The sequence below is a fragment of the Spirosoma sp. KCTC 42546 genome, from assembly GCF_006965485.1.
In the GTDB taxonomy this organism is placed as follows: Bacteria; Bacteroidota; Bacteroidia; order Cytophagales; family Spirosomataceae; genus Spirosoma.
The window spans coordinates 3,975,855-3,989,306 of sequence record NZ_CP041360.1 but is presented as its reverse complement, the minus strand read 5'-3'; the positions used below and the strand labels follow the sequence as shown (position 1 = coordinate 3,989,306).

Annotated in this window: 10 protein-coding genes; 8 read left to right on the top strand and 2 right to left on the bottom strand. The window is 51.4% G+C overall.

All coding sequences use genetic code 11. The features are described 5' to 3' along the window. Positions 1-70 precede the first annotated feature (70 nt). Positions 71-1,678 carry a serine hydrolase gene (locus EXU85_RS16170; protein ID WP_142773080.1) on the top strand — a complete coding sequence of 536 codons (1,608 nt, stop codon included), beginning with the start codon at positions 71-73 and terminating at the stop codon, positions 1,676-1,678. 83 nt (positions 1,679-1,761) lie between these two features. On the opposite strand, the gene EXU85_RS16165 is transcribed toward EXU85_RS16170, so the two are convergent. Continuing rightward, positions 1,762-3,933 (bottom strand): xanthine dehydrogenase family protein molybdopterin-binding subunit, encoded by a 2,172-nt coding sequence (locus tag EXU85_RS16165; RefSeq protein WP_142773079.1) that lies wholly within the window; start codon positions 3,931-3,933, stop codon positions 1,762-1,764. A 199-nt stretch (positions 3,934-4,132) separates the two neighbouring features. Here EXU85_RS16165 and EXU85_RS16160 point away from each other — a divergent pair, with 199 nt between their 5' ends. From EXU85_RS16160 to EXU85_RS35990, 4 genes are all read left to right on the top strand, one after another. Further along, the gene (locus EXU85_RS16160; protein ID WP_142773078.1) at positions 4,133-4,537 is read left to right on the top strand and encodes a hypothetical protein; all 405 of its coding nucleotides are present in this window, start codon (positions 4,133-4,135) and stop codon (positions 4,535-4,537) included. A gap of 154 nt (positions 4,538-4,691) precedes the next feature. After that, positions 4,692-5,558: an alpha/beta fold hydrolase gene (locus EXU85_RS16155; RefSeq protein WP_142773077.1), complete on the top strand. Its 867-nt coding sequence runs from the start codon at positions 4,692-4,694 to the stop codon at positions 5,556-5,558. A 12-nt stretch (positions 5,559-5,570) separates the two neighbouring features. Continuing rightward, the gene (locus EXU85_RS16150) at positions 5,571-6,863 is read left to right on the top strand and encodes a Zn-dependent hydrolase (protein WP_142773076.1); all 1,293 of its coding nucleotides are present in this window, start codon (positions 5,571-5,573) and stop codon (positions 6,861-6,863) included. Next, positions 6,860-6,991 carry a hypothetical protein gene (locus EXU85_RS35990; RefSeq protein WP_256366044.1) on the top strand — a complete coding sequence of 44 codons (132 nt, stop codon included), beginning with the start codon at positions 6,860-6,862 and terminating at the stop codon, positions 6,989-6,991. Before EXU85_RS16150 ends, EXU85_RS35990 begins: the two co-directional genes overlap by 4 nt. Positions 6,992-7,211: 220 nt before the next feature. Here the strand turns inward: EXU85_RS35990 and EXU85_RS16145 are convergent, their stop codons facing one another. Next, positions 7,212-8,267 (bottom strand): tetratricopeptide repeat protein, encoded by a 1,056-nt coding sequence (locus tag EXU85_RS16145; protein ID WP_246859578.1) that lies wholly within the window; start codon positions 8,265-8,267, stop codon positions 7,212-7,214. 62 nt (positions 8,268-8,329) lie between these two features. Between EXU85_RS16145 and EXU85_RS16140 the strand changes: the two genes are divergently transcribed. From EXU85_RS16140 to EXU85_RS16130, 3 genes are all read left to right on the top strand, one after another. Next, complete coding sequence (locus EXU85_RS16140) at positions 8,330-8,578, top strand: hypothetical protein (RefSeq protein WP_142773074.1); 249 nt, start codon at positions 8,330-8,332, stop codon at positions 8,576-8,578. A 52-nt stretch (positions 8,579-8,630) separates the two neighbouring features. Next, the gene (locus EXU85_RS16135) at positions 8,631-9,023 is read left to right on the top strand and encodes a hypothetical protein (protein ID WP_142773073.1); all 393 of its coding nucleotides are present in this window, start codon (positions 8,631-8,633) and stop codon (positions 9,021-9,023) included. Positions 9,024-9,112: 89 nt separating this feature from the next. Next, a complete protein-coding gene (locus tag EXU85_RS16130) occupies positions 9,113-13,450 on the top strand; it encodes a CusA/CzcA family heavy metal efflux RND transporter (RefSeq protein WP_142773072.1) in 4,338 nt (1,445 codons plus the stop codon). Positions 13,451-13,452 lie beyond the last annotated feature (2 nt).

Below are 13,452 nucleotides of genomic sequence, written 5' to 3'. Positions count from 1 at the left end.
TACCTCGTGTTCATTAGCTTTTCCTGTAGCCTTAAATTCGCGTTCTTTCGGGACCATTCGGCCATCATCTATGAAAACACATGTTCTCCTGTTCGCTACTGCCATTATACTCTTTAATGGCTTCATCCCCTTTCAGTCTGCATCGGCTCAGGGTATCCCCTCGTCTCAGATCGACGCTCTGGTGCAGCGCACCCTTACCACGTTCGATGTGCCGGGGATTGCCGTAGCCGTTATCAAGGATGGCAAGGTCATTCACAGCAAAGGCTATGGGGTTCGCTCGTTGAAAACGAACCAAAAGGTAGACGAAAACACGCTGTTTGGGATAGCCTCTAACAGCAAAGCCTTTACCGCTGCCGCCCTGGGTATACTGATGGATGAAGGAAAACTAGCCTGGGATGATAAAGTGATCGACTATATCCCCGAGTTTCGGATGTATGATCCCTATGTGACGGAGGCCTTTACCATCCGGGATTTGCTGACCCACCGGAGTGGACTGGGCCTGGGAGCGGGGGATCTGATGTTCTGGCCTGATTCCAGCAACTTTACCATGAAAGACATCATTCATAATCTCCGTTACCTGAAACCGGTTTCGGGTTTTCGGACTAAGTACGATTATGACAACCTGCTGTATATGGTAGCCGGTGAAGTAGTAGAACGGGTGAGTGGGAAAAGCTGGGAAGCATTTGTGGAAGAACGGATCATGAATCCATTAGGCATGAACCGCAGCGCGGGCAGCTACAGCCGCCTGGCCGATAAAGTCAATGTGATTGATGCCCATGCGCCTGTGGACGGGAAAGTACAGGTCATTAGCCGGGATATGTTCCGGTTTGGGTATTCGGCCGGTGGGATCAACTCCAGCGTAGCGGATATGAGTAAATGGGTGATCTGCCAGTTGAGTAAAGGGAAATATGGTGAAAATGGGAGCAAGCAGTTATTCAGCGAAAAACGACAGGCTGATATGTGGGGTGCCCAAACTATTCTTCCGGTAAGTCCAACACCGACGCCCCCCTATAATACCCATTTTGCTGCCTATGGACTGGGCTGGGGCCTGAGCGATGTGAAAGGCTATAAACAGGTAACGCACACGGGTGGACTCGCCGGTATGGTTACGCAGGTAACCTTACTCCCCGAGCTCCAGTTGGGTATTATCGTCTTCACCAATCAGCAGTCCGGTGCAGCGTTCAGCGCCATTACCAACACCATCAAAGACAGTTACCTGGGCCTCCCTCCCACCGACTGGATACAGGTTTACAACGACCGGGTTAAAAAGGGGCAGGAAGAAGCGGATAAGATCACAAAGGGAATCTGGGAGTCTATAGCCCGGGAACAGAAAAACACTACGACGCCAGTTGATTTTGCTGCGTACGCCGGAACCTATCACGATACCTGGTTCGGAGATGTGGTCATTAGCCAGAAGACTGGAACCGGGTCGCCGGGGCGATGGTGGTTCCAGTCGCTGCGCTCCCCCAAACTCACGGGAGAGCTGTTCTTCTACAAGAATAATACCTTCATTGTCAAGTGGACCAACCGTAGTTTCGATGCCGATGCTTACCTGACATTCCAGTATGACGAGAATCAGAAACCTGCCTCCATCAAAATGAAACCCATTTCGCCCCTCACCGATTTTAGTTTCGATTTTCAGGACCTGGATCTAAAACGGGTACCGGCTGCCAACTAGGAAATGAACATAGCGGCACAGATAACATTGAGTTTTTAATTTATTCTCTGTGTTATCTGTGCCTCTGTGTTTAATTAAAAATCCTACACGTCCTCTAACTTAAACGGCAAGGTACGGATACGCTTCCCGGTCAGGTCAAAAATTGCATTGCACAACGCGGGCGCGAAGGGCGGCAAACCGGGTTCGCCTACGCCCCCGGCTTTTTCATCGTTTTCCATGATATGCACCTCGATGCGGGGGCTATCGGCGATGCGGGGCATGGTATAGGTATTGAAGTTTTGCTCCACGGCTTTCCCGTCTGTAAAGGTAGTGGCGTGTTTACTGGCAGCACCCAGGCCCATCAGGATACTTCCCTCCACCTGCGCACGAATACTATCCGGGTTTACGTACCAGCCGCAATCCATCAGGGCAATCACGTTATCGATCGTTACATGCCCATCCAATTTACGCGATACCGTTACGACATGACCGCAGATACTGCCAAAACATTCCGTTATGGCAACGCCCCAACCGGCCTGCTTACGCCTTGATTTCCAGCCGCTAACGTGCTCAAGTTGATTAATAAATGCCTCATAGCGAGTATCCTGAAGGTGAGCTCGCCGGAAGTCCAGGGGGTCTTTTCCGGCCGCATGGGCCAGTTCATCGATAAAGCTTTCGCAGGCAAAGCCACTCGTGGATGCAGATACCGAACGCCACCACATCACGGGAATGGGCGACCGGGTACCCACACCGCCCAGGCTGTAGTGAGGAATAGACGTAAAGTAGGGAGTTAGCATACCTTCCATCGTGCCCGTATTATCGGTCATTGGTTCAGGAGCTGAATTGGGTTTCGTACTCCACTCCTGCCCGATCCACTGCCCGGCGGTTATCGCTTGAAAAGCCAGGATGTTGCCATCCCTGGAAAGCCCTCCTTTGCAGGCATACAGAGCACCGGGCCGAAAGGGACCCTGGCTCATGTCATCCTCCCGGGTCCAGACCACCTGAACGGGGGCTTTCATGGCTTTGGAGATCAGGGCTGCTTCGTGGGGGTAATCGGTAAACGCTTTGCGTCCGAACCCGCCACCGAGAAAGGTCATATTGACGGACACATGCTCAATAGGAACGCCCATTCGCGCACTTAAATCCGCCTGAATCCAGTTCGCTTCCTGGATGGGTCCCCAGATCTCAATTCTGTTTTCCTGGACATGCGCCGTACAATTGAGGGGCTCCATCGCGCTATGCGATTGGTAGGGTGTTTCATAAACGGCCTCCAGTTTAGTGGCAGCCTGTTGAAAGGCGTTTTCGAATTTCGCAGCGGGCGCTGGCTTTTTAAGGTCGTCCCGCATCTGGGCAACTAACTGTTCGCTATCCAGGTGATCAAACCCCGTATCGTCCCACTCGATCTTCAACAGCTTGCGTCCCTTCATGGCCGCCCAGAGTGTATCCGCTACAACCGCAACGCCTTCAAATAAACTCGAGAAAACAGCCCGTTGAACGGTAAGAACCCGCTTCACTCCGGGTACTGCCTTCGTTGCGCTATCGTCAATTCGCTTAACTTTTCCCCGGAAGCGGGGATTGCGTTCTACCACGGCATACAGCATACCCGGTAGTTTCTTATCAAGTCCAAATTGAGCACGGCCATTGACTTTTAGAGGAATATCCTGCCGGGGTACTGATTTTCCGATAAGGGTATACGCGCTCCGGCTTTTTAAGGGAACGTTCTGTGGGGGAGTTAATTTGGATGCGTCCTCGACCAGGGCTCCATAACCGAGTTTCTTGTTGGTTGGGCGATGAATTACCTGTCCCTTTTCGGCGTAGCATTCCGACGCAGGAACAGTCCATTGGTTCGCGGCAGCCTCAATGAGCATCTCACGGGCAGACGCACCGATCTGTAACAACTGTTTGTACCATCCCCGAATCGAGAAACTCCCTTCCTGTGGCTGAGGTCCGTACTTTTTCGGATTGGCGGGCGCAAACTGGATCGTTACCTGATCCAGGCTTACCTCCAGCTCTTCGGCAATTAGCTGTGGAATTGCCTGGAAGGTCCCCTGCCCCATCTCGGAGCGATGATTCATGATGGTTACCCGCCCAGCCTGACTGATCGAGATCCAGGAAACCAGTTCGATACCGTCGGGAGCAGCCGTTGGTATGGTCACAATCGCTATGGACTCAGCACCGAAAACGGGGACCGTAACCCCAATTGTTAAAGCTAGACCAGACAAGCCAGCCGACCGAATAAAATCCCTGCGGGAGGGTGTTCGTTTCCTGTTTTCCATCGAAACTATAGTTGGGTAGTGTCCGCTCCGGATCGTCTGGACCCTGCACCCTGAATGTAGTGACTTGACCGATCGGCGGGAAATTAGTTTGACGACCGGTACAACAGGATAGATAAACGACATGCCAGAAACGGTATTTATCCCGAAACTGTACTTTTGTATAAGCCAGCAAATCACTGGTCGTAATCAATTGGCTCGCATGAAAAATTACATTGTCGCCTTCGCGCTACTGCTTGGCTCATCAACGGGTATGGTAGCCCAGACCAAACCCTCCTCCGTTGAAAATGAGAAATTTGTCTTCCTCAACAATGGCACGACCATCGGCATGATTGTTAAAGCCGTTATAAAAGCGGATAAACAACGGCTGAAGCTCACCGATCAGCAACTTCCGAAGGCGAAAGAAATTATTACCAATGCGGTTGTGAATTACAACGATGGGGTAAAGAAGCTGAAAGCATCCGGCATGAATCAAAAAAAATTACGAACGCTGGCCATAGGTGTTGAAGACGATAAGGTGCGCGCTTATAAAGCAATCTTAACCCCGGAACAGTACACGATACTCGTGGCCCAGCACAAAAAGGTGTATCCAGAAAGTAAAGTATAACCAACTGCCTGGTATCTACCAGCGAGTTGTCACGTTGGTAGTTACCAGGCCCGGTTAACAGTCACCGCTTAGACTTCCAACCCAGATTGAGCTGGAAGCGTATAAGGTTCATTAAGTTCGGTATATTGTCTTCCTAAAAACAATGACCAGCCCAATGAGCAACTCCCAAAAACTACTCCTCTCGCTACTAACCACTCTGTTTACGGTACCCTCGTTTGCGCAATCGACATTACCGGTTGCGTCATCCGGCAACAAACAATTTGGCAACAACGCCAATGTGGGAAACTATGCCACTATCCGGGGGTTCAATATGTATTATGAAGTCTATGGCGCCGGGAAACCACTCCTGTTGATTCATGGCAACGGCGGCTCCATCAATAACTTCAAGAACCAGATTCCCTATTTCGCCAAAAACTACAAAGTCATTGTAGCGGATAGCCGGGCCCAGGGAAAATCGACGGACACCAGCGACTCCCTCACGTATGAAATGATGGCCGACGATCTAAACGCTCTGCTGAATCAGCTGCATGTAGATTCATGCTACGTTATTGGTTGGAGTGACGGTGGAATCGACGGGTTGTTACTAGCCATGCGGCACCCCGAAAAGGTAAAGAAACTGGCTATTACCGGCGCAAATCTATGGCCCGACACAACCGCCGTTGAACCTGACCTTTTTCAATGGATCGTTTCCACCAACGATAGTCTGGCCAAGGTGCAGCAAATCCCGGCGGTTAAAACCCAGGAGAAGCTGCTTACGCTGATGATCCGCCATCCCCATATTTCAACCACCGATTTACAAAAAGTAAAATGCCCTACGCTGGTAATTGGTGGCGATAACGATGTAATTTTACCCAAACACACACTGGTCATTGCCCAGTCCATTCCGCAATCGTACTTGTGGATTTTGCCCAACTCCGGGCATTCAACGCTGATTACGTACAAAGATCTATTCAATCAGATTGTCGGAGATTTTTTCAAAACGCCTTATCGAAAGAAAAAGGGCATGGCACAGCTTGACTAACTATATCCATTCATGAAAAACACATTACTCATTTGCCTTGTCCTTGTTTCATGTACAGCGATTGCCCAGGCACAGCCAATCAATCTGAAAATCAACCAGCAGCGAATTCAAACCCGACTGCTGGAGTTATCAAAATTTGGCGAGCTGCCCAATGGCGGAATAGGGCGGGTGGCGTATAGCAAAGCCGATCAGGAAGGCAGAGCCTACTTCATTGGGCTAATGAAAAAAGCCGGACTCGATGTAAAAATCGACTATGCAGGCAATATCATTGGCCAACGAAAAGGAAAAAATCCGGCCCTGAAACCCATCGCCTTTGGCTCCCATATCGACAGCGTCCCCAATGGAGGCAATTACGATGGTCCCGTTGGTTCCATTAGTGGGCTGGAACTCATTGAAACCCTCAACGAAAACAATTACGTCACGGAACACCCCCTGGAGCTGATCATTTTTGCCAATGAAGAAGGCGGTACGGTTGGTAGTGGTGCAATGATTGGTAAAATCACGCCTGACGCCCTGAAGTCGGTCACCCAAAGTGGACTGACAATAGCCGATGGCATCCGGGCCATTGGCGGTAACCCGGATAGCCTGAACAAAGTGGTCCGAAAAAAAGGAGATTTGACTGCCTTTATCGAACTGCACATTGAACAGGGCGGCATCTTAATGACCGAAAATCAGCAGATCGGCGTGGTTGAAGGAATAGTCGGGATCGAACACTGGGATGCAACGGTTGAAGGGGTACCCAACCATGCGGGCACCACCCCGATGGCAATGCGTCGCGATGCGCTGTTGGCAGCGGCCAAACTCATTATTGCGCTGAATGAGGTAATTACCAGCCACGAAGGCAAGCAGGTTGGTACCATTGGAAAACTGGCGGTTGAGCCTGGTGCCTACAATGTCATTCCGGGCAAGGTAGTACTGGGCGTGGAAATCCGGGATTTGTCGTACGATAAAATCTGGAGCCTGTTTCATGAGGTCGAAGCAAAAGCCAGGGAAATTGCCAAAGCTTCCGAAACAACCATCATCTTCAAGAAGTCGTCTGTAGGCGTAACACCTGCCCTCACGGCCAAACCGATTCAGGATAAAATCATAAGTTCGGCCAAAGCGCTGGGATTCTCGTACCGGTATATGCAAAGCGGGGCCGGGCATGATTCGCAGGAAATAGCACAAATTGCGCCGGTGGGCATGATTTTCATCCCCAGTGTGGGTGGTATCAGTCATTCACCCAAAGAATTCTCGAAAGGAGTCGATATTGGGAATGGAGCTAATGTATTACTGCAAACGATGCTCGCCATTGACCGGAATTGACACGTGGCTACACGCTGTCGTTTACTGGTAGTCTGACCAGCATCAATGTTGCAGGTGGAGAGCACAACCCGGTAGCCGTCGATAACGGGCAGTGGACGGTAAGCCCTCCCTGGCGAATCGGCAGTTGACGTTGACGATGAATTCGGGGGCCTTTATCAGTGGCGGGGGCGAGTCGAGTTTAGGCTTCAGCATTACCCGCACAACGGCCAATTCAGGCAGTATAGCCTACTATCACGGTGAATGTGGCCGATGACCTGACTGCGGGCAGGGACAAATCACGATTGTTCGTTGAGTTGTCCCTTTTTATGAGCCGTCTATCAACTCGGAAAGTTAATGGAGTGAAACGCTCTACCGGCAACGATCCGCCCGTTCGCGTCGGGACTGGTCATCGCCTGCTGATTCGCCCCGTTGCCAGGCTTCACAGGCGCCGGTTTTATTGCCGACTGCCAGCTCCGCCGTGCCTATATAATAATAAAGCTGCTCAACGGAGGCATCCAGTTTTTCGGCCAATCGAAACTCGGAGAGGGCTTTATCGGGTTGCTGCTGGCTCAGCCAGTATAAACCCAGCGTATGATGCGCCCAGGCATTCTGGTTATCACGTTGAAGCGATTCCTGTACCAGTGGCAGGGCCTCGCCCGGGCGGTTCAATTTCAGCAGCAGATAGGCCTTATTATTCAGGTAATAAGGCTGCCGGGGTTGATGACTTAACGCGCGATCAACATACGTAAGTGCTTCGGCATAGTTTCCGGCATGCGCCAGTAATAAACTCAGGTTATTGAGCGCGGCATCCTGATTTGGTTTCAGTTTCAATGCCTGCCGGATGTCGGCGTCAGCTTCTTTGTAGGCTTTCTGACTAAAATACAACGCCCCCCGATTGGTGAGGGCTTCAACATTGTCGGGCTTGAGTTGCAGGGCCCGATCATAGGCCGTTTGCGCCTGCGACACCTTGTTGAGTCGAACGTAGGTATCCGCTAATCGGGTCTGGTAAAAGGTAGAATCCTGGTATTGCTTCTCAATTCGTTCGAGATCCGCCAGGCTGCCTGCCGCGTCGCCGGTTTCCAGTCGAACTTCCGCCCGGTTAAAATAGGCCGTCCCGAAATCAGGGTCTGCATCGATAGCTCGGGTGTAATCAGCCAGAGCGCCTTCCCGGTCATCGTTTCGGAATTTCGCTAATCCCCGATTGTTATACGCATCGGCAAAATCGGGCTTTTTACCGATCGCTTCCGAATAATACCGAATGGCTTCCTTATACTCGCGTTTCTGGAGCTGCACATTCCCCTTCAGAAAAAACTGAGCCGCTTCGTCGGTTTCGTTTCCACAGGAGAGAATGTATAATGAACAATGAAGAATGAATAACGATTTGAGAAGTAGATGACAAACTGCGTTGCCTACCTTTGTCTCCACACAGTTTTGATACGCTGTTAACAAGTCGTTATTCATTATACATTAACAATTATTCAATAAAAATGCGTTTCGTTCAGGATATTCCCCACCCTCAGTTCCGCATAGGCCTTTACGCCTGGAATGGCAAATATATCGTCAAAATTGAAGCCGGTCCCTATGAGCAGACGTATAAGATCAGTGAAATGGACATTAGCGACCCGGAAGCCGTTCCCACCATGCTCGATACGCCTTTTCTGACGCGGGTAGCGCAACGGTTTCAGGAGATGGACGCCGACTGGCAGGAAACGGGTGAGCGGAACGAGGTATTTTGACCAAATGCCTCCTTGACGCGGAAGTACGCCGATTGAGCCCTACCTTTGCCCCATGAAATCCGCGCTGGCTCTTTTTCTGGGTATACTCATGCTGGCCGGCAGTTTGTTCCCGCAGACTGACGTAGAGGAAGTATATAAACTCCCCGGACTTCTTGTCCATTATCAGTTGCATAAAAAAACGGCCGGAGCCGGGTTTGACTTCTGGCAGTTTCTGGACCTTCATTATAACACTGCGTCCAAACACGCGAAGACACCCCATCAGGGCGTAAAACTGCCCATGTACAATCACCTGTCGGCGGGATTTGTGTTTATCTTAACCCAGTTGCAATGGCGTCCTGATCAGCTTTCAAGCCTTATTCTCCGATTACCCGTTCGGTTTGCGTACGAAAATCTGTACTCCTTTCTGCAAGCCCCCTTTCTGTTTCAACCTCCTCGCATAGGGTAATTCTCGCTTGACTTATCGAGTGTCCCTGCCTTTGTCTCCGACAGAAGCGCGGTCACTTGTTCTTTATTTCTCAACGAGTTACCTTTTTCATGCTGCAAAAAATCATTCAGTTCAGCATCCATCAAAAACTGATGGTGGTGCTGGGTGTCGTGGCGCTGATTGCCTGGGGAACCTATGCCCTCAGCCAGCTTCCTATCGACGCCATTCCGGATATTACCAACAATCAGGTTCAGGTTATTACGCAGGCACCCTCACTGGCTGCTCAGGAAACCGAACAATTTATCACCTTCCCGCTCGAAACAACCCTCCGCAATGTACCGGGGGTTACTGAAATCCGATCAATCTCCCGCTTTGGGTTATCGGTCATTACGGTGGTTTTTGAGGAAGCTACGCCCACCTTACAGGCCAGGCAGTTAGTTACGGAACAGTTGAAAACCATTGAAGCCGAACTAACCGCAGGTAAGCCTCAGTTAGCACCCATCACAACGGGGTTAGGGGAAATTTATCAGTACGTTGTCCGCCCTAAAGAAGGCTTTGAATCCCAGTACTCCGCCACCGATCTACGTACCATCCAGGATTGGCTGATCAAACGACAACTGGCGGGGGTCCCCGGCGTGGTGGATATTAGTAGTCTGGGCGGCTATTTGAAAGAATATGAGGTAAGCATTGACCCGGAACGGCTCAGGGGTATGAATACAACCCTCACTGAAGTGGTCGATGCCTTGTCCACGAACAATGCCAACACGGGAGGAAGCTATATAGAAAAAGGGCCGGAAGCCTTTTTTATTCGCGGAGAGGGCATGGTCAAAAGCCCCGACGAAATTGGTCAGATTGTGGTCAAGAACCTGGGGCCGACACCTGTACTCGTTCGGGATGTAGCGCAGGTGGGGTTTGGTCATGCCGTTCGGTACGGCGCAATGACCCGCAACGGCCGGGGCGAAGTAGTGGGCGGAATTGTGTTGATGTTAAAAGGGGCTTCTTCTGAGAAAACCATTGAAGGGGTGAAAAGCCGGATGGCCGACATTCAGAAAAGTCTGCCACCGGGTCTGGTAATTGAGCCCTTCCAGGACCGTAAAGTACTCATTGACAAAGCCATCCACACGGTTACCAAGAATTTGCTCGAAGGGGGACTGATTGTGATGAGTGTTTTACTGCTCTTACTGGGCAACTGGCGAGCGGGTCTGGTCGTTGCATCGGTGATTCCGCTTTGTATGCTCTTCGCACTGGGCATGATGCATGTCTTCGGCGTATCGGCCAATCTGATGAGTTTAGGCGCTATTGATTTTGGCCTGCTGGTCGATGGGGCCGTCATTATTGTGGAGAGTATGATTTTTCAGATCGTTCACACGCGGGCCAGCCGCTCGCAGTCCATGGATGAAATTGCGCTGGACTCCGCCAGTCGGCTGATGCGATCGGCCCTGTTTGGTCAGCTTATTATTCTGATCGTCTACTTTCCTATTTTATCACTGACGGGTATTGAGGGAAAGATGTTTCGCCCGATGGCCCTGACGGTTGGTTTCGCCATAATTGGGGCTATGCTGCTCTGTGTGACTTATGTACCAATGATGGCAGCTACCCTTTTGCGGCAGGATATCCAGGAAGAAGGTACCCTGGCCGACCGAATCATGAAGGCCCTTTACCGCGTGTACGCGCCCTTACTGACTGGGTCCTTACGGTGGCAAAAAAGTGTTTTAGCTGCCTCTGTACTCCTGCTGGCCGGAACAGTTGGGCTATTTGGCACCCTGGGTGGTGAGTTTATTCCGAATCTGGACGAGGGGGATATTGCTATTAGTTTAACCCTAAAACCAGGCTCGTCGCTCTCCCAGACAATTGAAACAACCCGCCGGTTGGAAACCATTCTTAAAAGCGGCTTCCCGGAAGTGAAGGAAGTTATTTCCAAGATTGGCACGGCAGAAATCCCGACAGACCCCATGCCCATTGAAGCGGCCGACGTTATTGTTGTCCTGAAAGATCAGGCAGACTGGACAACGGCTTCGACTAAGGAAGAACTGTTGATGAAAATGGAGCGGGCATTACGGGTCTTACCCGGCCTGAATCTGGAATTCACCCAACCCATTCAGCTACGCTTCAATGAATTAATGACAGGCGTAAAGTCGGATATTGCCGTTAAAATTTACGGCGAAGACCTTGCCATCCTGTTCAAAAAAGCCAATCAGGCAGCCGCTAAACTAACGTCTATCCCGGGCGTGGCCGACCTGAAGGTGGAACAGATCAGTGGATTGCCACAAATGCTGGTTTCCTACAACCGACCCCGGTTGGCGCAATATGGGGTTTCTGTAGCGAGCCTGAACCGCATCCTGAAAACAGCCTTTGCCGGGGAAACGGCTGGTGTTGTTTTCGAAGGGGAGAAACGTTTCGATCTGGTCGCGCGGCTCGATAGTACGTATCGGCAGGACATCGACAACATTCGCCAGTTATACGTCGATTTGCCCAACGGCCAGCAGGTTCCGCTGGATCAGCTGGCCACCATCAGCTACCAAAACGCACCGATGCAGATTTCCCGGGACAATGCCCGGCGACGGATCACCCTGGGGATCAACGTCCGGGGCCGCGATGTTGAAAGTCTGGTCGGGGAGATGAAAACCATTCTGGAGAAAGAGGTACCCCTACCGGCAGGCTACAGTTACAGCTACGGTGGGCAGTTTGAGAATCTGGTTAAAGCGAAGGAGCGACTGGCTATTGCGGTGCCACTGGCCCTGGTCCTGATTGGGTTACTACTTTTTTTCACCTTTGGTTCGATGGCACAGGCCCTGATGATCTTCTCGGCTATTCCTCTTTCTGCCATCGGCGGGGTGCTGGCACTTTGGGTACGCGGTATGCCCTTCAGTATTTCGGCGGGGGTTGGCTTTATTGCGCTCTTTGGCATCGCGGTCCTGAACGGCATTGTACTGATCAGCTATTTTAATCAGCTCGCCGAAGAAGGCATCACGGATGTAGTAGAGCGGGTGAAAGCAGGCACAGCGGTTCGGTTCCGCCCGGTTGTCATGACTGCCGCGGTGGCGTCGCTGGGTTTTCTGCCGATGGCCTTGTCGAGTTCAGCCGGGGCCGAAGTTCAGAAGCCCTTAGCAACGGTCGTGATTGGGGGTCTGGTATCGGCCACCCTCCTTACGCTGGTGGTTTTGCCTGTATTATATAGCCTGGTTACCTCTCGTAGCGTACGTCGCCGGGAATCCGGTCGACAACCTACTGTTTTACAGAGTCTTGCGGGATTGTTCCTATTGGCTGGGCTGGCTAGTCCTACAACTGCCAGGTCCCAATCAACACCGGCTCCCCTATCCATTGACCAGGCAATTACCGTGGCGTTGCAAAACAACGGTGCGCTACAGGCCAGCAATCTGGGCGTCAGAGTGACAGAACAGTTGACGAAAACTGCCTGGGACATTCCCCGAACCACCGTCGATTACCAACGCGGACAGATTCAGTCCTATCCCATCGACCATAGTTTGGTGGTCATGCAGTCGCTGGCGATGCCCTCTGTGTACGTGGCTCAGAAAAAACTAAATCAGTCGCAGCAACAGCTAGCCCAACAGCAAGCAGCCCTCCACCGAACTGAACTGATACGTGAGATTCGGTCCGTCTTTTATACCCTTCGACTCAATTACGAACGGCTTAGCCTATTCCAGGCCCAGGATACGTTGTACCAACGGGCATCCCGGGCGGCTGGTATCCGCTACCGCACTGGTGAAACCAATCAGCTGGAGCGCGTAACGGCCGAAACCCGGCAACGCGATATCCAGAACCGACTAGCAGTCCTCCAATCTGAAATTGGGATTGGCAGGCAGCAACTGGCCATGTTACTACAGGTGAACGAGCCAGTAGTTATCGATACAACCAGCTCAATGAAAGTAAGCCAACCGCTCTTGCCCGCAGCCTTGGAGTCTACTCCAATCCTGGCACTCCAACGTGCGCATGTTGAGCTAAGTCGTCGTCAGATCAATCTGGAACAGCAACGCTTTTGGCCGGATGTTCGGGTAGGGTATTTATCGCAATCCATTGAACGACGAGGTGGATTTGGCGTCTATCAGGTTGGTGTTTCGCTCCCCCTCTTCCTAACGCCGTTACGGGCCAGACTGGAAGCGGCCCGGCTTCAGGGTCAGATCGCTGATCGTCAATTGATGTACCAACAACACCGGCTTCGGGGTGAACTTTCGATTCGGGAACAGCAGTATCGTCAATCGGTAATGACGCTCTCCTATTACGAGACCTCCGCCTTACCCCAGGCGAATCTGATTCTGCGAACCGCCGAACGGAGTTACCTGGGTGGCGATATTGAATACGTTGAATTTGTGCAAAGCACTACACAGGCCTGGCTCATTCGCGAGCAATATCTGGACGCCCTGGCCCACTATAACCAATCGATTATTGAACAGGATGCACTAACCGGCTATTCGCCCAAGGCTCCTTAATA

Bases quoted from the DNA above. Each gene is read 5' to 3' on its own strand.
- EXU85_RS16165 (WP_142773079.1), bottom strand. From the start codon at position 3,933: ATGGAAAACAGGAAACGAACACCCTCCCGCAGGGATTTTATTCGGTCG.
- EXU85_RS16150 (WP_142773076.1), top strand. From the start codon at position 5,571: ATGAAAAACACATTACTCATTTGCCTTGTCCTTGTTTCATGTACAGCG.
- EXU85_RS16130 (WP_142773072.1), top strand. From the start codon at position 9,113: ATGCTGCAAAAAATCATTCAGTTCAGCATCCATCAAAAACTGATGGTG.
- EXU85_RS16155 (WP_142773077.1), top strand. From the start codon at position 4,692: ATGAGCAACTCCCAAAAACTACTCCTCTCGCTACTAACCACTCTGTTT.
- EXU85_RS16140 (WP_142773074.1), top strand. From the start codon at position 8,330: ATGCGTTTCGTTCAGGATATTCCCCACCCTCAGTTCCGCATAGGCCTT.
- EXU85_RS16170 (WP_142773080.1), top strand. From the start codon at position 71: ATGAAAACACATGTTCTCCTGTTCGCTACTGCCATTATACTCTTTAAT.
- EXU85_RS16160 (WP_142773078.1), top strand. From the start codon at position 4,133: ATGAAAAATTACATTGTCGCCTTCGCGCTACTGCTTGGCTCATCAACG.
- EXU85_RS16135 (WP_142773073.1), top strand. From the start codon at position 8,631: ATGAAATCCGCGCTGGCTCTTTTTCTGGGTATACTCATGCTGGCCGGC.